Origin of the sequence: Sporomusa malonica (assembly GCF_900176355.1) — a bacterium.
Lineage (GTDB): Bacteria > Bacillota > Negativicutes > Sporomusales > Sporomusaceae > Sporomusa > Sporomusa malonica.
Genome location: NZ_FWXI01000019.1, coordinates 64,590 through 87,763, shown reverse-complemented (window position 1 = coordinate 87,763; position 23,174 = coordinate 64,590). Strand labels below are relative to the sequence as shown.

General features: G+C 46.1%; 22 protein-coding genes and 1 pseudogene. 4 read left to right on the top strand and 19 right to left on the bottom strand.

Going from position 1 to position 23,174, the window contains the following annotated elements; genetic code table 11:
* Nucleotides 1–52: 52 nt before the first annotated feature.
* The 13 genes from B9A22_RS18700 to kdd form a co-directional block, all read right to left on the bottom strand.
* The gene (locus B9A22_RS18700) at nucleotides 53–793 is read right to left on the bottom strand and encodes a beta-ketoacyl-ACP reductase (RefSeq protein WP_084577457.1); all 741 of its coding nucleotides are present in this window, start codon (nucleotides 791–793) and stop codon (nucleotides 53–55) included.
* Between the two features lie 29 nt (nucleotides 794–822).
* A complete protein-coding gene (locus B9A22_RS18695; RefSeq protein WP_084577456.1) occupies nucleotides 823–2,004 on the bottom strand; it encodes an acetyl-CoA C-acetyltransferase in 1,182 nt (393 codons plus the stop codon).
* 62 nt (nucleotides 2,005–2,066) lie between these two features.
* Nucleotides 2,067–2,726: a 3-oxoacid CoA-transferase subunit B gene (locus B9A22_RS18690; protein WP_084577455.1), complete on the bottom strand. Its 660-nt coding sequence runs from the start codon at nucleotides 2,724–2,726 to the stop codon at nucleotides 2,067–2,069.
* 1 nt (nucleotide 2,727) lies between these two features.
* Nucleotides 2,728–3,381: a CoA transferase subunit A gene (locus B9A22_RS18685; protein WP_084577454.1), complete on the bottom strand. Its 654-nt coding sequence runs from the start codon at nucleotides 3,379–3,381 to the stop codon at nucleotides 2,728–2,730.
* A gap of 41 nt (nucleotides 3,382–3,422) precedes the next feature.
* Nucleotides 3,423–4,706 carry a lysine 2,3-aminomutase gene (gene kamA / locus B9A22_RS18680; protein ID WP_084577453.1) on the bottom strand — a complete coding sequence of 428 codons (1,284 nt, stop codon included), beginning with the start codon at nucleotides 4,704–4,706 and terminating at the stop codon, nucleotides 3,423–3,425.
* Between the two features lie 73 nt (nucleotides 4,707–4,779).
* Nucleotides 4,780–6,279, bottom strand: coding sequence for an amino acid permease (locus tag B9A22_RS18675; protein ID WP_084577452.1), 1,500 nt, complete (start codon nucleotides 6,277–6,279; stop codon nucleotides 4,780–4,782).
* A gap of 449 nt (nucleotides 6,280–6,728) precedes the next feature.
* Nucleotides 6,729–7,550 carry a 3-keto-5-aminohexanoate cleavage enzyme gene (gene kce / locus B9A22_RS18670; protein WP_084577451.1) on the bottom strand — a complete coding sequence of 274 codons (822 nt, stop codon included), beginning with the start codon at nucleotides 7,548–7,550 and terminating at the stop codon, nucleotides 6,729–6,731.
* On the bottom strand, nucleotides 7,543–7,944 hold the full coding sequence (kal, locus tag B9A22_RS18665) for a 3-aminobutyryl-CoA ammonia lyase (RefSeq protein WP_245824053.1): 402 nt from the start codon (nucleotides 7,942–7,944) through the stop codon (nucleotides 7,543–7,545). The genes kce and kal overlap by 8 nt, the downstream gene beginning before the upstream one ends.
* A 14-nt stretch (nucleotides 7,945–7,958) precedes the next feature.
* Nucleotides 7,959–8,708 (bottom strand): lysine 5,6-aminomutase subunit beta, encoded by a 750-nt coding sequence (kamE, locus tag B9A22_RS18660; protein WP_084577449.1) that lies wholly within the window; start codon nucleotides 8,706–8,708, stop codon nucleotides 7,959–7,961.
* On the bottom strand, nucleotides 8,701–10,263 hold the full coding sequence (gene kamD, locus B9A22_RS18655) for a lysine 5,6-aminomutase subunit alpha (protein ID WP_084577448.1): 1,563 nt from the start codon (nucleotides 10,261–10,263) through the stop codon (nucleotides 8,701–8,703). The genes kamE and kamD overlap by 8 nt, the downstream gene beginning before the upstream one ends.
* Before the next feature lie 64 nt (nucleotides 10,264–10,327).
* Entirely contained in the window at nucleotides 10,328–11,776 is a 1,449-nt protein-coding gene (locus B9A22_RS18650; RefSeq protein ID WP_084577447.1) for a sigma-54 interaction domain-containing protein, read from the bottom strand.
* A gap of 31 nt (nucleotides 11,777–11,807) precedes the next feature.
* A complete protein-coding gene (gene kamB, locus B9A22_RS18645; RefSeq protein ID WP_084577446.1) occupies nucleotides 11,808–12,827 on the bottom strand; it encodes a lysine 5,6-aminomutase reactivase subunit KamB in 1,020 nt (339 codons plus the stop codon).
* Nucleotides 12,828–12,829: 2 nt separating this feature from the next.
* Nucleotides 12,830–13,870, bottom strand: a complete 1,041-nt coding sequence (kdd, locus tag B9A22_RS18640; protein WP_084577445.1) for an L-erythro-3,5-diaminohexanoate dehydrogenase — start codon at nucleotides 13,868–13,870, stop codon at nucleotides 12,830–12,832.
* A gap of 556 nt (nucleotides 13,871–14,426) precedes the next feature.
* Here kdd and B9A22_RS18635 point away from each other — a divergent pair.
* Nucleotides 14,427–14,846 (top strand): MaoC family dehydratase, encoded by a 420-nt coding sequence (locus B9A22_RS18635; protein ID WP_084577444.1) that lies wholly within the window; start codon nucleotides 14,427–14,429, stop codon nucleotides 14,844–14,846.
* 21 nt (nucleotides 14,847–14,867) lie between these two features.
* Here B9A22_RS18635 and B9A22_RS25575 read toward each other — a convergent pair whose 3' ends face one another.
* Nucleotides 14,868–15,008, bottom strand: a complete 141-nt coding sequence (locus B9A22_RS25575; protein WP_176215593.1) for a hypothetical protein — start codon at nucleotides 15,006–15,008, stop codon at nucleotides 14,868–14,870.
* A 194-nt stretch (nucleotides 15,009–15,202) separates the two neighbouring features.
* Between B9A22_RS25575 and B9A22_RS18630 the strand changes: the two genes are divergently transcribed.
* Nucleotides 15,203–15,724, top strand: a complete 522-nt coding sequence (locus B9A22_RS18630) for a CarD family transcriptional regulator (RefSeq protein ID WP_084577443.1) — start codon at nucleotides 15,203–15,205, stop codon at nucleotides 15,722–15,724.
* 63 nt (nucleotides 15,725–15,787) lie between these two features.
* On the opposite strand, the gene B9A22_RS18625 is transcribed toward B9A22_RS18630, so the two are convergent.
* A complete protein-coding gene (locus B9A22_RS18625) occupies nucleotides 15,788–16,747 on the bottom strand; it encodes a peptidoglycan recognition protein family protein (protein ID WP_084577442.1) in 960 nt (319 codons plus the stop codon).
* Nucleotides 16,748–16,818: 71 nt separating this feature from the next.
* Nucleotides 16,819–17,760, bottom strand: a complete 942-nt coding sequence (locus B9A22_RS18620) for a DMT family transporter (protein WP_084577441.1) — start codon at nucleotides 17,758–17,760, stop codon at nucleotides 16,819–16,821.
* Between the two features lie 20 nt (nucleotides 17,761–17,780).
* On the opposite strand from B9A22_RS18620, the gene pdxR reads away from it, so the two are divergent.
* Complete coding sequence (gene pdxR, locus B9A22_RS18615; protein WP_245824052.1) at nucleotides 17,781–19,271, top strand: MocR-like pyridoxine biosynthesis transcription factor PdxR; 1,491 nt, start codon at nucleotides 17,781–17,783, stop codon at nucleotides 19,269–19,271.
* Nucleotides 19,272–19,280: 9 nt separating this feature from the next.
* On the opposite strand, the gene B9A22_RS18610 is transcribed toward pdxR, so the two are convergent.
* Together B9A22_RS18610 and B9A22_RS18605 are read right to left on the bottom strand one after the other, a co-directional pair.
* Entirely contained in the window at nucleotides 19,281–20,222 is a 942-nt protein-coding gene (locus B9A22_RS18610; RefSeq protein WP_084577440.1) for an N-acetylmuramoyl-L-alanine amidase, read from the bottom strand.
* Between the two features lie 182 nt (nucleotides 20,223–20,404).
* A complete protein-coding gene (locus tag B9A22_RS18605; protein ID WP_245824051.1) occupies nucleotides 20,405–21,334 on the bottom strand; it encodes a LysR family transcriptional regulator in 930 nt (309 codons plus the stop codon).
* Between the two features lie 116 nt (nucleotides 21,335–21,450).
* Here B9A22_RS18605 and B9A22_RS18600 point away from each other — a divergent pair, with 116 nt between their 5' ends.
* Nucleotides 21,451–22,710 (top strand): APC family permease, encoded by a 1,260-nt coding sequence (locus B9A22_RS18600; protein ID WP_084577438.1) that lies wholly within the window; start codon nucleotides 21,451–21,453, stop codon nucleotides 22,708–22,710.
* A gap of 51 nt (nucleotides 22,711–22,761) precedes the next feature.
* Here the strand turns inward: B9A22_RS18600 and B9A22_RS26590 are convergent.
* A pseudogene (locus tag B9A22_RS26590) lies at nucleotides 22,762–23,079 on the bottom strand (methyl-accepting chemotaxis protein); the annotation flags it as partial.
* Nucleotides 23,080–23,174: the final 95 nt, after the last annotated feature.

Genomic DNA, 23,174 nt, shown 5'->3' with positions numbered 1-23,174 from the left:
ACTATCATCTAGCATCGCTTTTGTTGGTATAGAGTTTTGGCAGTTTCGAATCCTACAGCGTACAAGCACCGTCAACACTAAGAACTGCACCATTGATGAATTTGGCATCATCGGATGCCAGGAAAGCAAAGGCTGCAGCAACTTCTTCTGGTTCACCCAGTCGCATCGCAGGCACTTTAATAAGTATTTTTTCATTTAGTACTTGTTCAGGAATTTTCTTGACCATTTCTGTGGCAATAAATCCTGGCGCAACACAATTGAACCTTATACCGTTTTTCGCCATTTCCTTAGCCCAAGACTTAGTCATACCAATTACACCCCACTTAGCGGCTGCATAATTAGTTTGACCAAGATTACCGTATATGCCGACAACAGAAGAGGTCGTAAGTACCACTCCAGATTTCTGCTCAAGTATATGTGGCAGCACTGCCGAAGTGCAGTTAAATACACCGGTCAGGTTTACATCTATTACGGCATCCCACGCCTCTTTGGTCATCTTTTTCATCATTGCATCTCTAGTAATGCCTGCGTTGTTAATCAATACGTCTACTTTACCAAATACCTCTATTGCCTTAGCTACCATAGTCTTAACATTCTCCATGTCAGTAACGTTGACCTGAACGTAGATAGCCTGCACGCCTTTTTCTGTCACTTCTTTAACAGTAGCCGTGCCGTCAGCAAAATCCGCAACAACAACATTTGCACCCTCTTCAGCAAAACGCAGCGCCGTCGCCTTACCTATGCCGCTGGCAGCTCCAGTGATAATTACAACCTTATTCTTTAATCCTCTCATAAATTAAAGATCACCTCCTTCTTATTTGACTATACTTGTTCAACAATAGTGGCTATACCCTGCCCACCACCCACACACAAGGTGGCAAGACCGGTTTTTATTTTATTATTTGCCATTGCATGCAGCAGCGTTACCAAAATACGGGCGCCGCTGGCGCCGATTGGATGTCCCAGGGCAATCGCGCCGCCATTTATATTTACGTTTTCCTTGCTAAAACCAAGTTCCTTACCTACCGCCAAAAACTGAGCTGCAAAAGCCTCGTTGGCTTCGATGAGGCCAAGGTCTTTTACCGTCATACCAGCTTTCGCCAAGGATTTACGGCAGGCAGGCACCGGCCCTAAACCCATTATACTAGGATCTACTCCCGCTGCAGCGAAGGAACGAATCCTAGCCAGCGGTCGAACTCCCATGGCACGGGCTTTATCAGCAGCCATGACTACCAAAGCTGCTGCTCCATCATTAAGCCCCGATGCATTACCGGCGGTAACGGTGCCGTCCTCTTTAAATGCCGGACGCAATTTCGCCAAACGCTCCGGAGTCGTACCTACCTTGGGGTATTCATCAGTATCATAAACCGTATCCTCTTTTTTACCCTTAATTGTTAAGGGGACGATTTCCTGCCGGAACGCCCCGGCGGCAATTGCCTGGAGTGCTTTTTCTTGTGAGTCAGCAGCCATTTGATCCTGCGCTTCCCGCGTTATACCGTATTTTTTTGCAACATTCTCTGCCGTAATTCCCATATGATAATCATTAAAGGCGCACCATAAGCCGTCTTGAATCATAACATCGGTTACTTTGGCATGCCCCATCCGGTACCCGCTACGCGCTTTACTGTCCAGCAGATATGGCGCGTGGGTCATACTCTCCATACCGCCGGCAAGAATAATGTCAGCGTCGCCGCACATGATAGCCTGAGCCGCCAGATTCACTGCCGCCAAACCGGAGCCACAGACTTTATTAACAGTAAAGGAAGGCGCTTCCACTGAAATACCGGCTTTTATCGCTGCCTGCCGGGCTGGGTTTTGACCCAATCCAGCCTGCAACACGTTGCCAAAAATAACTTGTTCGATATTTTCCAGCTGAATCCCCGCCCGCTCGACAACTGCTTTTATGACCGCGCTCCCCAATTCGACTGCGGAAAAAGCGGATAATGAACCATTGAAATTGCCAATTGCCGTCCGCGCTGCGGCAACAATAACTACCTCTCTCATTAATTTTATCCCCCTATTCTTGAATACCTATCAGCAGTCACATAGCCTGATTGACACTGGATTTAAAACGTTGGAATAGTCCCCTTGGGAAGGGTCAATTTTGCTGCCGTAGCAGCCAGTACTGCTGGCAGGGTAGTGTCTGCAGCAATTTCTAACAGCTGCAACCCATCGGGGGCTACTGCGATAACCGCCATTTCTGTAACGATTAAATCCACTTCGCCTTTAGCAGTAAACGGCAATGCACACTCTTTGACAATCTTGGCTGATCCGTCTTTATTTAGATGCTCCATAGCAATAATTACCTTATTGGCACCAACCACCAGGTCCATAGCTCCGCCCATGCCGTTCACCCTTTTACCAGGTACCATCCAATTTGCCAAATTACCCTTTTCGTCAACTTCCAAAGCACCAAGCACAGTGGTATCCACATGTCCTCCGCGAATAATAGCAAAAGACATGGCGCTGTCAAAGCAACAGCCGTTAGCCTCGATGGTTACCGGGTTACCACCGGCATTTACTAGATCCCGGTCAACAGCGTCTGAATCGGGTTCCGGCCCAATACCTAAAAAGCCGTTTTCCGACTGCAATACGACCGCCACTCCGTTAGGTAAATAATTTGCTACCATAGTTGGCATACCAATTCCCAGGTTTACCACATCGCCATCACGTAATTCCTGGGCGACCCGCATCGCAATGCGAATACGTTTATCCACCTTGACCATACTACTTACCCCCTTCAACCAGAAAATCAATAAATATTCCAGGGGTTATGACTTGATCAGGCTCAAACGAGCCTACCGGTACTATTTCTTCCGCTTCAACAATCACGACTTTAGCTGCCATCGCCATTAGGGGGTTAAAATTCCGAGCCGATAAACGGTAGATTAAGTTGCCACTGGTATCGGCTTTATATGCTTTTATTAATGCAAAATCAGCTTTCAACGGCATTTCTAACAGATACGTCTTTTTCCCGATTACTATTTCTTGTTTACCTTGAGCCACCACGGTCCCCACACCGGCAGGAGTTAGAAATCCGCCTAGACCGGCGCCCCCAGCCCTGATTTGTTCGGCAAGAGTGCCCTGGGGAGTTAGAACCACTTCTAGTTCCCCATTTTCCATACTCCTGCCAGTTTCAGGGTGTCCGCCAATATAAGATGCATACAATTTAGCCATTTGTTTGCTGTCTTGCAACCTACCTACACCAATACCGACAAAAGCGGTATCATTGGCAATAACGGTTAAGTTTTGGGTGTCTTGATTCATCAATGCTCCCACCAGACTGTCCGGTGTGCCCACACCAAGAAAACCGCCAATCATGACCGACATTCCACTGCCAATATCCTTTACCGCCTCAGCCGCGGTACATATTTTCGCCATAGCAACATTCCCCCTGCGCCAATTTTACATGATGGCTCTCATTACTTGGCCACCTGCAAGACCAGTTTTCCGGTGTCCTGCCGTTCCTCTGTTTCCAGTCGTACTGGCGGTTCCAGTGAGCAGGTTTCACCACTTAACAGTGCCGTCAGCCCGATTTTGATGTCACGGTGATAGCTGCCGCATACTTCACAGGGCATTTCCGGATCAACAACATGCCGTGGTTCCGTATAGGTCGTAAATACGCCTTCATAGTTTCTCAGGATAATTTTGCCGGAATTTTGCGAGACCAGATATTGTGGCATAACCGGAATTTTGCCGCCACCTCCCGGAGCATCCACCACATAAGTGGGCACCGCCAAACCCGAGGTGTGCCCCCTCATATATTCAATCGCCTGAATTCCCGAACTGATTGGCGTCCTGAAGTGTTGTATGCCTTTTGACATATCGCATTGATACAGATAATACGGTCTTACCCTGATGACCAACAATTCCTGCATCAATTTCTTAATTAATTCCGGGCAATCGTTAACTCCTTTTAGCAGCACGGCCTGATTCCCCAGGGGTATGCCCGCGTCAGCCAGGCGGGCGCAGGCTTCCCTAGATGCCGGCGTGATCTCGTCTGGATGGTTGAAGTGAACATTTACATAAACCGGATGATAGCGTTTTAAAATTTCGCAAAGCGACGGAGTGACCCGCTGCGGCAGCACGACCGGTGTACGTGTGCCAAAACGAATAATCTCCACATGTTTAATTTGACGCAACTCTTTTAACACATACTCAATCAGATCGTCACTGAGTAAAAAAGCATCGCCGCCAGACAACACTACATCCCGAACTACCGGGTTTTCGCTGATATATTGAATGCAGCGGTCAATTTGCTGTTTTGTGCGAGCCTGGTCACAGGCTCCGGCCAAACGCCGTCTGGTACAATGCCGGCAATACATGGAGCATTGGTCCGTAACCAGCAGCAACACCCGGTCGGGGTAGCGATGAGTTAAGCCAAGCACAGGTGAGTCCTTATCCTCATGTAAAGGGTCCGCCATATCAAAATGGCTAAAATCCAACTCAGCTGCCGTCGGCACAGCCTGCTTTCGAATAGGGCAACACAAATTTTCCGGATCAATCAGAGTGGCATAATAAGGAGTGATCGCCATTCTTAGGCTTTGCAAGCAATTATGGATTCCCTCTTCTTCTTCCGCCGTCAGCGGAATAACCTGTTTAAGCTCCTCCGGGGAAGTAATACGGTTGGCTACCTGCCACTGCCAGTCCTGCCAATCTTCCTCTGTCACACTGGCCCATAGGGGAATATCACGATAGTTTCTCATTTTCTTTTACCTTCTCCCTAAATCAAATTATATGGTTGATTCACAAAACTGACGTCTGCAGCAACATCACTCATCACCCCGTATGGCGGCTCAAATCCACTTGGTCCAAAGGAATCAGCTTGGTTTTTCGGGAGTACTTATACCCTAAGTAAGCTGCCACAAATATTGGAATACCAATATAGGACACGGCTACGCCATACCAGTCAATTGACTCGCCCAAAAACGCGTTGTAATTTTGCCCGACAATTACTATAAAACAAAGCGCAAGAGCGAACAGCGGTCCAAAAGGGAACCATTTTGCTCTGTATTTGAGCTCATTTAGATCACGTCCTTGTTTTATGAAAGCCCGCCGGAACCGGTAGTGACTGATAGCAATTCCCAGCCAAACGATAAATCCGATCATGCCAGTAATATTCAACAACCAAATATAAGCCTTACCATCGCCAATCAGTGATGCAAGAAACGCCAGCAAACCAAAAGCAACTGTTATATACAACGCATTGACCGGAACACCGCGCTGATTGAGTTTTCCAAATACTTGCGGCGCTTTGCCATCTTTCGCCATGGCATAAAGCATACGTGCCGAGGCATACAGCCCTGAATTGGCGCAAGACAGTACCGACGTGAGAATGACTGCATTCATCAGTGATGCGGCTATACTAAGGCCAGCCCGGCTAAAGATAAGAGTGAACGGACTGACTGCGACATTTTCCACATCACTTTTGAGTAAATTTTCGTCGGTATAAGGAAGAATAAACCCAATAATGACTAACGCACCTATGTAAAATATCATAATGCGCCAAAATACGGTATTGATTGCTTTCGGAATATTCTTTTCCGGATTCTCGCTCTCACCAGCAGCAATCCCAACCAGTTCCGTACCTTGGAAAGAAAAGCCGGCAATCATAAATATACTCAATATTGCACCAAAACCACCAACAAAAGGCGCATCTCCGGTATGCCAGTTATCAAATCCGGGTGCATTGCCGCCCACGCCCAAAACAATCATGGCTCCTGTAAATAAAAATATCACTACGGTAATAACCTTGATTCCAGCAAACCAAAATTCACTTTCCCCATAAGCCCTTGTTGACAGCAAATTAAGAACAGTTAAAAGTACCAGAAACAACCCGCTCCAATAATACCCGGGAATTTCAGGGAACCAAAACTTCATAATAATTGCACCTGCCACTAACTCCGCCGCTAGGCAGGTAGCCCAGTTCAACCAATAGTTCCACCCGATGGCAAACCCTAAGGCCGGATCAACAAACCTTGCGGCATAAGTCCCGAAAGAACCGGAAAGCGGTAAATATGTCGCCATTTCCCCCAAACTCGTCATCAGAAAATAAACCATTATCCCGATTGCCCCATAAGCAATTAAAGCTCCGCCTGGACCGGCGGTACTGATGGAGGCACCACTGGCCACAAATAAACCGGTACCGATAGCGCCGCCAATCGCAATCATATTCATGTGACGGGCTTTTAAACTCCGTTTTAATTCCCCTGTTTCCACAATTCCGGTATCCCCACTACTGATACTTAGGCTTTTCTCAATTTTTAGATTGCCACTCACTTAATTCACCCCTTTTTTTACTATTTAGCCGGTAAATTTCCGAAGTCTGGATTTCATTGTTTTTTATAAATTCAGATAATTTTACCTAGTCTGGCACCACATGCATCGCCTCTCTTACACTCCTCTATATCTATATATAAATAGTTGCAAATACCGTGCCAAGTGATTATCCCTATAAACAGGCCATTTTCCTACATCCGCAAATCAGTATCCCTCGTTCTTGACTAAATTTCGGCATGAGAAATACAGTCTTATGCTATAAACTACTAATATACCTACCATCAGGGCATCGCCCAATTTTCAGCCAGCTGCCAAAAATCAGGCGATACCCTGATTCTAATTGAGATCATAGCCTCTCGGAATATTGAACGACTAGTAAGCGCCCATACTGGGCGCATGCAAAAAAAATCCGGCAGTACTCACTGCCGGATTACATCACACCAAAAAGTCTACCGGTTCAATCCTAGAATTGCCCGTGCTTCGTCAGGTGTCGCGACTGGACGCCCCAGCTCGCTCGCGATTCTCGCTACCCGCTCCACCAATTGTGCGTTGCTGTTAGCCAGAACGCCCTTTGTATAATATACGTTATCTTCAAAGCCAACACGAACATGTCCGCCCATAACAATCGCCATGGTTGCCAAAGGCAGCTCACTGCGGCCAATTCCCGCCACAGTCCAGGTACATCCTGGCGGCAAGGAATCTACCATATGCACTAAATGCCTGGGTTCGCCCCCAATCCCGCCCGGTACACCCATAACAAAATCAAAGTGAAGCGGCAACTGTAAAATCTTCTGTTTAACCAGGGATAGAGCGTTTTGAATCATTCCGACCTCAAATACCTCTATTTCCGGCTTGACACCCCGCTCCACCATCATTTTTGCAAACTCGGCCACTACGGGCAGCGGGTTGGCATATATTCCCTCCCCAAAATTCACCGTCCCGGTAGTTAATGTCGCCATCTCCGGGTTCAATAGCACCGGTTGGAGGCGCTTGTCAGGCGTCATACAAGATGGCCCACCGGTCGAAGTCGACGTCTGAATAATTATTTTGCTGTGCTTCTGTATCAACTGGATTGTTTCTTGAAATATAGCTTTGGACTGAGTGGCCTCTCCCTCAGCATCCCTTACATGTAGATGAACAATAGAAGCGCCCTTTTCTTCGCAGCGAAATACCTCTTCAGCAATTTCCTCAGGCGTGAGCGGAAGATTAGGATTATCCTGCCGGGTTGTTTCGGCCCCAACCGGCGCAACTGTTATAATCAGCTTATCCAATCTTTTCACCTCTTTGCTTTTCCTTGGGAACCATACAAGTTCCGCTGGCAATACAAACCACTATCGGTTCCAGCAACACCGTTGCCGCCGAATCATGCCCGGCATTTGGTTCCAAAGCAATTACTTTGGTTGCCACAAATTCCATACGGCGTGAAGTATTACCTATTTTCACAATTCTGCCACGCGCTTCAATGAAATCGCCCGCATATACAGGCGCTTTAAATACCACATTATCATAGGCCACAAACAGCCCTTCATCGCCATCGCTGCGGATTAACAATTCAGTTGCCACATCACCGAATAAATCCAGCATACGCGACCCGTTAACCAATCCTCCGGCATAATGGGCGTCATGTTCACTCATCCTTAGCCGGATCAATACTTCTTCCATCATTTGTCACTCCCTTTTCATATCGGCATGATATTCTTGCCTTTCCATTCCTGTACAAGAAAAGAGGCGACATGTTCCGCATAAGTATTGGGGCCAAACCCAGCGTCATACCCCAATTCCTTTGCCAGTTCGTGGGTAATCCGCGGTCCCCCCACAACCAAAGTTAGTTTATCCCTCAGCCCTTCGGCTTCCAGCATATCTGCCAGTTTAGTAAGATTGGTAATATGAATGTTTTTCTGGGTTACAACCTGAGATATTAAGATAGCATCAGCCTCTATGTCATGAGCCTTGCGAATAACTTCCTCACAAACAACCTGAGCCCCCATATTGACAGCATTGATTTCATGATAGCTTTCCAAGCCTTTATGCCCGTTAAAGCCCTTCATGTTCATAATCGCATCAATACCAACGGTATGAGCATCACTTTCAATACAGGCGCCCAGTATATTCAGTTTCCGTTTTACGTTATTCTTGATAAAATCATCAATTTCTTTCTTAGCCATCACCTGAAGCGCTACTTCGGGCGCTACAATCTGAGTAATATCCACTCCCTGCTGGCACTTGGCATAAACAACAAAAAAACTGAAGTTATCACCGATCGCCTCGGCATGGGCAACCGCCGGCTCTGCCAGCCCCATCTTCGCAACCAATTGCCGGGCAGCTTCTTTGGTGGTACTGTTTAGAGGCGCCGGCAGCGTAAAGGACATCTGGATCATACCGTCATCCAAGGTATCGCCGTAAGGTCTGACATTTGTTAAATCAGTCATTTTCTCTTCCTCCTTGGAGCATTAGTCCAATAAAAGGATTCAAATACCCGGGTTCCCTGTCAAATACTCCTTCCAACCCTTTGCCGCCTTCCGGAGTACGGGCAATGTCCGCAAAATACCCATTGGACAGCGCCTGCATTAGGCCGATATCTGCTATCTGTTCCAATAAGCCCACGGTATTGTCCAAAACTTCTCTGGCTCGCTGCTCAATAAAACCATCGGACCGATAATAAATTTCATCCGATAAATCGCGCATGGTGTTAAAAATATATTTTGCCGATTGAATACTGAGGAAACGATCTTGAATGTGAGGCGTATGTATAGCCTCCGTTAACATTCCCAGCAGCTGAATCCCCTGCCCTGTCATGATAGAACAAACATTAAATAGCGCATCCTGTACATGACCCTTGAAAATATTACCAGTCATATACTTAGTCGGCGGCATATACTTGATAGGACTATCGGGAAATACTTCCCTGATTAATTGAGCCTGAGACAGTTCATAGAGAAAACCATTGGGTGTCTCGGGGTCAACCTCAAAGGCATGCCCAAGACCAAGCTGTTCAGAAACCATGCCGCACCGGAAGGCAAACTGTTCATTAATCAAGTCAGAGGCCAATACAGTATGCGCGGCCTCAATGGCGTCTGCCGTTGTTAAATAATTATCCTCACCGGTATTAATAATGATCCCAGCGAAGCCGTTGAGCAAACGGGAAAAAAACTGGTCAACAAAAGTACGTTTCATGTTGATATCCCGAAAAATGATGCCATACATGGAGTCATTCAGCATAACATCCAGCCGCTCTAATGCACCCATAACCGCAATTTCTGGCATGCATAGCCCAGAACAATAATTAGTCAAATAGATATACCGGTTTACTTCCTGACCAACTTCATCCAGTGCCTGCCGAATAATCCGGAAATTTTCCTGGGTGGCGTAAGTACCGCCAAAACCAGTAGTAGTGGGTCCATAGGGGACATAATCCAATAGGCTTTGTCCGGTAGTACGAATTACCGCAATAATATCGGCACCCTGTCTTGCTGCAGCCTGAGCCTGAACCGCATCTTCGTAAACATTTCCCGTAGCCACAATAACATATACCATAGGTTCCAATCCCTTACCCAGGCGGGAAATCAAATTCTCCCGCTCCCTACGGCGGCTATGAATTTTGCTTAACGCCGCTTCAGCCAGGCTATCCGCCAATTTTGCTATTTCCTCAGCTGGTTTCTCTGGCAATTGCTCTAAAATAATCTGTCCGCCAATAACGGCCTCGGCAATCTGTTGCGGTGATTGCTGCAGATAAAGCATTGCATTGACTACCCAATACATGGCGCCTTTTCCCAAAACCCCCGCCTTGTGCAGCCGTTCCACCACTCCATTTACGAGCGGCACCTCGGCCTGGTCAACGCCATCAATACCTAACAGTCTTAAAACAGCCCTTTCAACCGTCACGGTAGAATGAGCATTAATATATGTTTGTACCTGTTCCGCAATCTGCCCGGCTAACTCCCGCCCCCGGGCAATCTTGTGCTCATCCAAATTAAGCTTTGCCACTCCAGTCTCCCCCCATTAAGTTTAGTCTATTTGTTAGCCTCGCCGCTCATTTTCCGTAGAAAATCTAATAACCACTATTTCTGGTACTGGCAAGCAGTCCATGAATCTTTAGTTTATATTGTATAGTCTGACGGGGAATACCTAAATGCCGCGCCGCCTCGGATATGTTTCCCCCGTACCTTGCCAAAGCCTGGATAATTGTACTTTTTTCTACCTGTCTGACTATTGCCGTCAAACTTTTCTTCTCCAAGTCGAAACCAACGGTGTCATTGTCGGCTGCCCCAGCATATTGACACAAATGTTCAGGCAGATGCTCCACCGCAATTAGCGGCCCAGAAACGACATTCATAGCATGCTCGATAGCATGCTGCATCTCCCTTACATTTCCAGGCCAGGTATAATCCAGAAAAATTGACCGGACTTCCTTGCTGACACCTTTAACCTGACAGCCTAGCTTAGAGTTATACAGCGCAATGAAGTGATCGATCAGAGCGGGTATATCACTTTTGCGTTCCCGCAAAGGAGGCACCACCAAAGAAACAACATTTAACCTGTAGTACAAGTCAATCCGCAGTTCCTTATTATGTACAGCCTCCTCGGGATTGACATTAGTACAGGCAATAATCCGGGTGTCTACTTTTTTTAAATCATTATCACCAATGCGGCGCAAACTTCCATCCTGTAATACCCGGAGTAATTTACTCTGCAACTCCATCGGCATTGAATTGATTTCGTCCAAAAACAGCGTTCCTCCATCGGCCAGTTCAAACAACCCTGGCCGATTTTCCGCGCCAGTAAAACTTCCTTTTACCGTCCCAAAAAGTATGCTTTCCAATAATGTTGCCGGAAAAGCTGCGCAATTTTGTGCTATAAACGGTCCATTCTTACGGGTAGATGCATTATGAATAGACTGTACTACCAGTTCTTTCCCGACACCGGTTTCGCCAATCACAAAAATAGGGGAAGAATGTGACGCTACCCGCTGCCCCAATACCTTCAGTTTAACTACCAAATCATGACTGCCTACAATATCATTAAAAGTGTATTTTGCAAACTTGACATCCTTTGTCTTTACCGTTTCCCTATTGACGCCTTTTGCCCCCAACAATTCTCCCTGCAAATCCATTACCTTTTCCGAAAGCTGTTTAATTTTTGTAATGTCCCGTGACAGGTCACAAGCGCCAACCAACTTGCCATCACGATATAGGGGGAGTGTTGAGTAATGAATTGTGATAATTCTCCCGGTTCTGCTTACAATTGTCTGTTGCTGATTTAATATAGGCTTGCCACTGGCCAAAACCTCCATCAAACTGCTTGTTTCCAGTGTTAATGAAGGATATGCCTGGAGAACATGTTTCCCAATAACATCTGCAGGCTGTAATCCTTCAACCTCCGCTGCTGTCTGGTTATAGAAGATTGTGATTCCTTTACAATCTATAATATGTACCCCTTGATCCACCTGATTTAATACCAAATCAAGACAATAATCACTGCTATCTAACCGGTTTAGCAAAACTCTTCTCCCCTTATCGCGGCGGCTCCCATTATTTAAACTTTGCCTCACGCATTATATCAAGTACTGGCATGGGCGATAATACTTTTCCCATTTTCTGTAATATTTCTTCAGCGTCAAACCCTTTTCCTCCTGGATAGGTTGGGTTTATCGTCACACCTAATAAACAGATAGTCTGCACCGCCGAAAATTGCACGTGATGATCCTTAAGCTGACGCCATAAATTAGGATTAACAAAAATTTTACTGGCATCTTGAACAATTATTTTTGGTGGCCGGAGCTGCCGCAATAAAGCCTGGGCCAATCCGTCCCCCACCGCCCCTTTGACGATCACCGCATCACAATCCAAGCCAAACAACTCGCTCCACTCTACCGGGCGCAAGAGTGACGTAGTAAGAGACATTTCGCGAGGAACTCCCGCATTCACAATGAGAACTTTAGCCTGAGATTTGTTCGACAACTCCCGGTAAAACTGACTACATGCCGGTAATGTCAATTGCTCAACCCTGCTTTGTGTCGCATGAATTAACTCTGTCAAATCACGGCTTACTGTAGCCCCGGTTGCCAGTATTACCTGGTTGCTGACCAAAGGATCAGCTGAACTCTGGCGGTCGAATGCGCCATCAATAAGAATACACTGGGCGCCCCATGCGGCTAAAGACTGGAGCAATTCTTGGATCTCCCGGTTCTTGCTTGGTCCGGCCAGAACCACTTTGTTCAATGATTTCGCCCGGAGAATAATTACTTTGCCAAGGGGTGTCTTGAAGTCGGTGTCCTGCAAGTACTCCCACCCCGCAGGCTCTGTAATCACTTTTTCAGCAGTAGCCAGAATGATTCCCGGCTGCACCGAAATCAATGGCTTCGCTATATTTGTCAAAGCGTCAAACGTCTCGCCATCCCGCCCGATGGAAGTCAGCCCCAATACCCAGCCTTCATTATGAAACATTTTTTGTATATAGTTGAGAGTTACTGTCTTGCCAACATTTTTAGCCATACCCACAATAGTTATAACAGCGGGGGGTACGCCGAAAATCTCATGCCAGACAAACATGGTTAAGCGTAAAGCTCCTGGAATGTTTGCAAAAGAACGGGATTCTCTCGAACAGTTTGCAAAGCAATCACCGCATGGTCCCGGCAATAGCCATTGCCAATCAGCATGGTTACATCTTTTCCTATTCCCTCAGCCCCAAGAGCGGCGCCGGTAAAGCTGGTAGCCATACTAAAGAAATAGACTGTACCTTTATCTTTCGTCGCCATGACTGAACCCATTTCCGTACCAGGAATATTCACGCAGTTAATCACAACATCGACCAATTCCCCATTCGTAACTTCTGACACGGCTTTCATAACTGCCAGGGGAGCAGTTGCATCTACTTGGATGACGATATCGGCGTGTCCCATTTGACGCATTCTGTCACAACTGCCTTTACTTGATCCTAAACCAATGACTTTACCGGTAACACCGGCTCTTTTTTTCGCCTCATAAAGACAAAGCATACCGGATTTGCCGCCACCGCCAATGACCAGTACATTTTGCCCCGGCCGTACCAATTGAGCCGTTTGTGCCGGAGCTCCTGCCACATCCAAAATAGCTAAAGCCAGCGAGGGCGACATATCTGCCGGCAGTACGGCATAAATACCGCTACTGAACAGAATTGCCTGGGCATCTACTTCCACTTGTTCTTTTTCTAAATGGATTTTCTTGATTTTATTAATTTTCAGCGGAGTAAGCGACAAGGATACTAGTGTAGCAATTCTATCGCCAACTTTTACCGGCGTTTTTCCCGCCCAGGCCGGACCGATTTTACTGACAGTCCCCATAAGCATACCGCCAGATCCAGTAACCGGGTTATGGTGCTTACCTCGCTTTTCCACAATGCCCATCATGATTTTGCCCATTGCCTCGGGATTGCCCTGAGCCTCTTTCTTAATTTGCGTAAAACTGGCAGCATCAATATTCAGGGTATCGACTTCAATTAATAACTCGTTATTATACATCTCCATAGTATTGTCAAGTTTCCAGGCTGGCTGGGCTAAAACGCCCTGTGGTTCCAGCACCCGGTGTGTTCCAAATTCGCAACCGATTTTTCCCATAATGAATTACCTCCAGCTTAATTTATAACATACTTCGTTAATTTAAATTGTCCCTCAACAACTTCATATTTTTTACCTTGAGCCGGTCCGTCCATTTCCATTTCTCCTCTCTCATACATACTTGCACCAGTTCAATATAGTTGTAATGCAAATTCCGTTCCAACTCCTAAACCTGTGCCAATCCACGCCTTCTAGCCACTTAAATGTTTTTCAAGCCGTTATTCCGCCAAAAATTCAGCACTTTATAGTGCACTTGTTGAAAAAACACTTGGGCTGCCGCCGGTTTTTGGGCATCCGCTGCCAGTTTTTGGGCATCCGCTGCCGGTTTTTGGGCAACTATATTTGAAATTTGAAAAGCCCGCTTAAAACTTATCGTTTCAAGCGGGCTTTTGTCGTGTTTTTATATATCATTCTTAACCTTGGGATAAAACCTGTGCCTGATCGCGAATCTGCCTATCTGTTTTACCTTGAAAAAACTATCGATTTTTGGCACACTCCTTGCATTAAAATATTTTATAACAAAGTGGTCAATATTCTATAACAAGGGGTGTTTTTTATGGTACAAGATGTAAAATTTGCCGACATCAAGGTTGGCGACAAGGCCAGTACGGCCAAAACAGTGTCCGAGTATGACGTATATACCTTTGCTGGTCTTAGCGGCGACTTTAACCCAATACATATCAATGCCGAGTTTGCCAAAACCACAATGTTCAAAGAGCGTATCGCCCACGGAATGTTATCGGCCACCTTCATCTCAGCTTTGCTTGGCACAGCACTGCCTGGCGCTAATACCATTTACCTTGCCCAGGAACTAGCCTTCAAAGCTCCGGTAAAAATCGGTGATACCGTAACAACTACAGTAGAAGTTATCGAAAAAATCGAAGCCAAAAACCGATTGGTCTTAAGGACCACAGTCACCAATCAGGAAGGTACTTTGGTCATTGATGGCAAAGCCATTGTAATGAAAAAAGACTAAGCTTTCTTGCATTACCGATTACTATTGTCTAGCACCACTCTTGTTGGTAAAGTGTTTTGCCTTCTCGCGCACCTCCTCGTCTGTTAACTGTTTGTTGCCTTTATCATTTCTAATTTCATGCTCTATCCCAAACTTATCTGGCCCTGTTTTTGGTGTGGGCATTCTATCACCTCCGCTAATAGTTTCTCCTAGCTAACGCTATTTAAGCTCCTTCCGGCTATAATCAATTTATTTTTTCGGGAAGCTGCAAAATATTGTTGACACCAAATATCCGGTATGATAAAATATTTATTTTGATATTTATAATATTTTGTTGTATAATTAGAAATACTGTATAAGAGATAAGGGGTGAGTTCATGTTTCAAGTAGGTGATAAGATTTTTTATCCAACCCAGGGCGGCTGCACGATTCAAGCAATTGAAGAAAAAGAAATCCTTGGGGAAACCGTGCTATATTACACCGTTAATATACTTCACAGAAAAATGCTAGTCCAGTTCCCAACTAGCAAGACAGACCGATTGAAGATACGCCCCATTGTAGACCCAGATAAACTTGACAATGTTCTCACTACTTTCTTTGATGGCGAGACAGAGCTGACAACCAGGGATAACCAAAGAATCCAAAGAAACTTATCCAAAATAAAAAGCGGTGATATATACGAAGGAGCCGAAGTGATTCGCGACTTAGTCCGCAGCAATAACAAGAAGAAGCTAGGAATCACCGAAAAAAATATGATGGAAGATGCTCTGCAGATCTTAATCAGCGAAGTGGTATTAGTCAAAGGAATTACCAAGCAGCAGGCCTCTGACTTGTTAGACCAAATAATCAATATACCCATGAGCAATCTCTCGCTGACAAATAGTATGCCGATCGGGTAGTAATACGGAAACATCCCGGCCTTCTGGCCAGGATGTTTTTTTCGTTCCAATAGAGGAAACCTGTCATCCGACACCGTTTTGTTGATACCAGACTCCTTTACCGCGCAGCATGTCACCACCAGAGCCAGGTTTTTCTCCTGCTTTAACTACCCACAAGTCCCAACGCTCTACACTGTTTTGCGGGCCATATCTGCCCTCCGGATATCCATTTGCTTCATAACCAGGATCACAACCATCCATATTATCAGCGGCCTCTGCATGTGTCATAAAATGCTGAATATCTATCGGAATATCTAAAGATTTGCTTAGCACAGCAACAACTTGAGCCATAGCTTCGATCTGTAATGCAGTTGGGGGCTCTGGTCCTAAATCATTACAAGAGACAGCATTATAAGCGCAGGCTGCGGCAACGCCAATCGCACCGCTGTTGCGGAAATACGTGTGGGACTTTTTCTCACTCAGGTCGTTAGTACTTACAAACACTGAACCATCTGCCCCTATGTTAAAATGATAATCGGTAAAAAATTGGTCATAATGCCCAGCTGACCAATGCAAATAGACCTTAATAGGCCATTCGTACCTTTGTGCTGACTGCTGTAGTGCAGTTTTAGCCGCAAAGGCCATTTGTTTTATTTCCGCTAATGTAACTTGTCTCATGTTATTTTTAACGCGATCATCGAATTCTTGATCATTGGGTAAATCCGGTGTACCTGTCACCTTCTGGCTCTCTTTAATTGCCGCTGCCTCTGTGTCAATTACCCAGCCAATGAGTATAGTTGGAATAAAAATTCCACGCCAACCCAATATTCCGCTAATCTGAGCCATTGCGACTGCCCGCTTTTGACTGTTCTCCAGCTTGTCGGCAAACTTGTCGAGTTGAAATATAATACCGCGAATCATCTCGCGAAATTTTCCGTTTGGCAGTTTGGCGAACAGAACAAATAATGCCATTGCCACAAGATTAAGCCCGAACAGTACGCACGCAAACCAACCGATGATTTCTAATCCGTTAAAACTTGTCATTATAGTCACCTCCCTCTATTGTTAATATATTATTACATCATGATTTCTGCCACCTAAGACCATCAAGAATATCAGTAATTATTTTCTGCTTGAGTACGGCTCATGCGTAGTTTTAGACCAGTTAGCAACATTCCACTCATAACCATTAATCCCCCAAGCCATTGCTGCCATCCAGGTTGCTCACCTAACAGCAATACCGACAAGATCAAAGCCGTAAATGGCATCATGCCGGAAAAGGCTGCAGCCATTGAAGCGTCGCAGCGCTTAATACCAGCGTACCAGAGAATGAAGGCCAAGGCAGTGACGAACACACCATACCAGACTAACGCCAACCAACCTGCTATACCAAGGGACATCAGTGATTCTACCGGACGCTCGACCAGCGCAGGACCGAAGCAAAGAAGTAACGCAATCCCTACTACCAGTGTAGTCTGTACAATAGGATCCAGTGCCTGTGATTGATTTAAAGCTGCTTTTATACTACTGATACGTGAAAATACATTGAACAATGACTCAGACACCGCTGCACAGAGCACGAGCAAATTTCCGATGAGGTGTTCCCTTGAGAATCCAATGTCAGTCGAAAACACCCCTTGAAGAACTAATATGCCGGCAACTGTGCTGACTACACCAAGGAAGCGCAGTATATCCAACGGTTCCTTTAGAAAAAGCCAGGCCAGCAACATGGTAGCAGCTGGTGTTGCGCCAGTGAGTACACCGGCCTCTCCGGCACTAGTGCGTATCAGCCCCTGCAGCAGAAACATCCGGAATAGAAAGATACCGAACAAGGCTTGAACCAGCAAACTCAACCAATCACGCATTGACATCTGCCGAATGGTTTCGCCCAGCATTCGGGCGCAAAGCGGCAGCAAACCCAGCAGAGCAAAAAACAGACTGACTGCCGCTATGGTAAACGTACCTAGTATTTCGGAAACCAAACGTCCGGCTATCACAGAGGTTCCTGCTAACGTAAAGCCTCCCAGCAAAGAAAGTACACCTATAAAACGTTCCACCCTTCGCCCTCCCACACCTTATGGTAATTACAATAATTAACAGCTATGATATAATGGTAGCAAATAAACTGGTTCTGCAGCAGAACCAGTTTGACATTATTTTCATAGAGCCAATTGGAGGATTTATGTGGGGAATAGAATTGCAGCGGAAAAATGAAGTTTCGCTGGCACGCCAGATTTATCAAGTCATGCGCGATCAAATGACTACCGGGCAGCTAAAACCCGGTGAAGCTTTGCCTGCCACACGCGTGATGGCAAAACAGTTATCTGTATCGCGCAATACCGTCTACGAAGCCTATGAGATGCTGTCTGCCGAGGGCTATCTTGTAACTCGCCAAGGATCGCAAACCCGGGTTGCTGAGGGTCTGCGTCTAGAAAAGCCAGCACCAGTCAGGGAAGATTTGAGCAGCTCGGTACAGCCTGCCTATGAATATTTAGCAGATTTCCGGACAGGTCAGCCTGATCTGCAGCGCTTCCCCAGGCACCTATGGCTGCAGTTACTGCGTACGGCTACAGAGAGTTTCCCAGCAAAACAATGGGGCTACACTGGTCCTGAAGGGCTCCCAGATCTACGTGAAGAACTTGCAGCATGGCTATTCAGGAGCCGCGGGCTTGTAGTTCATCCACAGGATATTTTCATTACGGCCGGAGCCACACAAGCGCTGCACTTGCTTGCTGAGCTGTTATTTGAAGAGGGACGGGAGATTCTGGTTGAAGACCCCTGCCATATCGGCATGCTGCATGTATTACAAGGAAAGGGCTTCAAAATTCGACCCATACCAGTGGATAACCACGGGATTCAGACCCAGTACCTAGATGGCAGCAACGCTTGCGCAGCCTATGTGACCCCGTCACATCAATTTCCACTCGGAGGAATTCTCCCAGCAGGTCGCCGTGCTGAATTGATCCAATTTGCGCGGGATAATGACCTTTATTTGATAGAAGATGATTATGACAGCGAGTTCCGCTATAAAGGTACACCGGTGGCACCTCTCTGTTCAATGGACCCAGGCCGGGTTATCTATGTTGGTACTTTCAGTAAAATTCTATTTCCTGCAATCCGAATCGGCTATGTAGTGCTGCCTCGCCAACTACAAACCCGGTGGCGTCACCTGCGCACCCATACAGATGTTCAGAATCCTCCTTTTGAGCAAGCTGCCCTTGCCGAATACTTGCGCACCCGAAAGCTTGACCGCCATGTACAGAAGATGCGAAAGCTATATGGCCAAAGGCGGCAAACCCTGCTTCAGATGTTCGAGGAGGTATTTGGAAAAACGTGGTCTGCCTTGGGAGATGCTGCCGGATTACATATTGTACTGCAGTTTCCTGGCATGACCTTTGATCAAACATTTGCACAGCACTGTAAAGAATGTGGCATTTATATCACTCCAGTAGAATATCACTCGATCCACAAGGGCATGCATTTGGATAAACTGCTGCTAGGCTACGGACATTTGGAGGCAGACGAAATCAGAAAAGGAATTCTGTTGTTACATAAACAAATGGGGTAAGACGACAGTTTAATGGTATTGGTAGCCAGCCCCCTTTGCTCGCAATATATCACCACCAGTACCAGGATGATCACCGACAGCAACCACCCACAAATCCCAACGCTCTACACTATTTTGCGGACCATATTTCCCTTGCGGGTATCCATTTGCCGCATAGCCTGGATCACAACCATCCATATTGTCAGCAGCCTCCGCGTGCGTCATAAAATGCTCAGTATCGATCGGAATTTCCAAGGCTTCACTTAGCGCAGCAGTTATTTGAGCCATTGCCTCAATCTGGGCAGACGTTGGCGGCTCTGGTCCTAAATCGCTACAGGATGTGGCATTATAGGCACAGGCTGCCGCAATACCAATCGCACCATTATTGCGGTAATATGTGTGACTCTTTTTCTCGCTCAAGTCTTTGGTGCTCGTAAATATTGCGCCATCTTGTCCAATATTAATATGGTAATCATAAAAAAACTGGTCATAGTGTCCTGCAGACCAATGTAAATAAACCTTAATCGGCCATTGGTATCTTTCAGCTGATTGCTGTAGAGCAGCCTTAGCCTCTATGGCCATTTGTTTTATATCTGTTAAAGTGACTTGTTCCATACTACTTATCCGACCCTCCTGATCGTCGTGTAAATTTGGCGTATCTGTCGCCTTTTGCATCTGCCTAATTACAGCTACCTCTGTGTCAATCACCCAACCAACGAGTGCGACAGGGATCAATATGCCTCGCCAGCCCAATATTGAATTAATTTGCTGAATTGCCGCTGCGCGCTTTTCACTGTTTTCCATCTTATCTGCGAACTTGTCAAGTTGATATATAATATTGCGAATCATCTCCCGGAATTGTCCATGCGGCAGTTTCGCAAACAGAACAAACAGTGCCATTGTCAAAACATTAAGCCCTAGCATCAGGCCTATGACCCAACTAAAAATTTGCAGATCATTTGAACCCAGCATTCGTACCGACCTCCTTTATTGCTAATATATTTTTGTGGTATATTTTCTGCTACCAGGACCGCTAGGAGGTTAATAACTTCTTTAGCGCCTAGCATAACGTAGTCAGAATACATTTATAAAAATAAGCACCCGTAGACGAAAAAAACGTCAACGGGTGCTTATTTTTATGTTGTTGCCAAGACTCATTTACTATCTCGGGGGAAATCTGGATCATTCGCCATTTCAGCAGCAATTAACTTCTCCAAAGCGGCCAAAGGTGGGGACACCCACTTATCACCGTGAAAAATCATATGTGCCTCAATGGGAATATCCGGACCACTCCAGGCCAGACTAACTAGCTCACCGCGCTTTAGTTCTTCAGCCACAGCAATCTTAGGCAAAAGCGAGACTCCCAGACCATTTTTGACACACTGTTTTATTGATTCGAGACTGCCGAACTCCATGATCATGTTGGCTTTAACCTGCTCCATCTCTAATAAGAACTTCAAGTCCATCGGATATCCGCAATATCCTTCTGGCAAAAGAAGCGTCTGCCCGGCAAGGTCTTGCGGTTTCAATAGTTTTTTGGCTGATAATTCATGATCCGCTGCTACAATAAATACTGTTTCGCCGCGAAACAGCTCAATCTGGCGCAATTGTTGCTGCCCAGACTCGTCATTGAGGCTGAACGCTACGTCAATTATATTCTGCTGCAACCACTGTGGGAAATCAACACAGTTACCCACTTTGATTGCCATTTTTACTTGAGGATAGAGAATCCGGTACTTTTTCAACATTGGTGGCAGCCAAAATGCACAGAGAGATTCTGCAGCTCCGATGGTCAGAGAACCGGCTACAACCTCATCATCATTAAACAGGCTCTTTAGTTCTTCGACATCTCTGATCATACGCTCAGCAAACGGCAAGAGCTTCTTACCTTGCTCTGTCAAAAATACTTTTCTGCCGATTCGCTCAAATAACCTTGCACCAAGATATGCCTCGAGTCCGTGAACTTGTTCTGATATGGTTGACTGAGAGTAATTCAGTGTTCGGGCAGCTTCTCCAAAGTTTAACAAGCGGGCAACGGTAAGAAAGGCCTCTAACTGTTTCACATACATTCCATCACGCTCCATCGGATATTCCGATCGTTTCAATCAAAACAATCGACTTATCAAACATTCTGTCTCTATGATAGGATATACCTAACGTTATGGTCAAGAATATTTTGGATTGCAAAGGGGAGTTATTCATGCAACAACAAGTCGAGCTTAAAAAAAGCATTACATGGGTTCAGGGAGCAGCTTTGACAATAGGTGCTGTTCTTGGTTCGGGTATTTTAGTTCTTCCGGCTATTACAGCCGAAATGGCAGGGCCGGCCTCCCTTATTAGTTGGTTGCTAATGGGCCTCTTTTCCTTGCCAATGGTGATTGCCATCGGTACTATGTCATCCCGATTTCCCGACTCAGGCGGCATGGCTACCTATGTCCGTCAGGCATTTGGAGAAAATGCCAGTCAAATTACCGGAATCCTCATGCTGAGCGCCATGCCGTTTGGCATGCCTGTCACCGCTCTAGTAGGCGCTCACTATCTTGGCAGCATATTTGCCTGGTCGTCAACCGGCATCCATCTGGCAGCGGCTGGACTACTGCTTACTGCCATTGGGCTTAACTATAGAGGCATCGAACTTTCTGGCCGCACTCAAGTCTTTGTCGTTTCTGCCATCCTGTTCATTCTCACATTTGCCGTCTTATCAGCGGTTCCCCAGATACAGTTCCAGGCATTTACGCCGTTCCTCCCGCACGGCTGGGTTCCCGTAGGTAAGGCCATGATGCTTTTGTTTTTTGCGTTTATGGGCTGGGAAATGATTGGGCATTTAGCCGAAGAGTTCCGCAGTCCTCACCGCGACCTCCCTTTGAGCCTAGGAGTTGCAGTAGTATTGGTAAACGCACTATACCTTGCTGTAGCTTTTACTACGGTAGGAAGCGGAGTTTATCATGCCGAGAATCCAGTCACCGTAATGGTGACACTTGTCGCTTACCGCTGGGGAGAAATAGCAGGAACGTTAATCGCATTACTGGGATTTATTGTATGTTATTGTCCTGTTCATACTTTTATCGCTGGTTTTTCCCGTCTTGTATACGCCCAGGCACGAGACGGACATTTCCCGAAGCGTTTCAGCCGACTGCATCCACGTTTTCAAACCCCTCATATATCATTACTTTTCTTCGCGCCGCTTTACCTGTTGATTCTTTTACTGAGTTATCTGCTCTCCTGGGATTTAAAACCATTAATCAGTATTCCCAGTGCAAACTTTCTCGTCGTATATATGCTTGGAATGGTTTCGGCAGGCCGAATTCTTCCTGATAAGCTTGGGAAAGCTGCCGCTTGGATTAGCGCTCTTCTATCTGGAATAGTATTTTTATTTGCCGGCTGGTTTACACTTTTTCCGCTCGCCGTAATAATGCTGGTTTACTTACTCACACAGTTCCGTCCTTTTTTTGCACGATAGAGGGCCTTGTCAGCGGCTTTGATTGCAGCCGCTTTAGCACCTATCTGCTGACTATAAATCCTGGCAGTTCAATGTCTCAGCAATCTGATCAAGTTTGGAAACCATTTTGCTCACTTCCTGTATGGTCTCAGCCACCTGGGTTACCGCCACAGCAATTTGATTAATTGCTTCTTGAGTATCATGAATCTGGCTGTATATTGTAAACCCGTCTGTTTTAATGTTATTAATAATTGCCTCAATCTTTTTTACCGAATCGGCGCTTGTAGTTGCCAATTTGCGGATTTCGCCAGCTACTACCCCGAACCCCCGGCCTTGTTCCCCTACCCGTGCTGCTTCAATGGCCGCATTTAACCCTAATAGGTTCGTTTCACTTGTTACACTTCTAATCAATCCCAAGACTTGATCTGTTTCTTTGACACGCACCTGCGACTCACCGGCGACTTGAGCCAAGGTCCGCCCTGTAG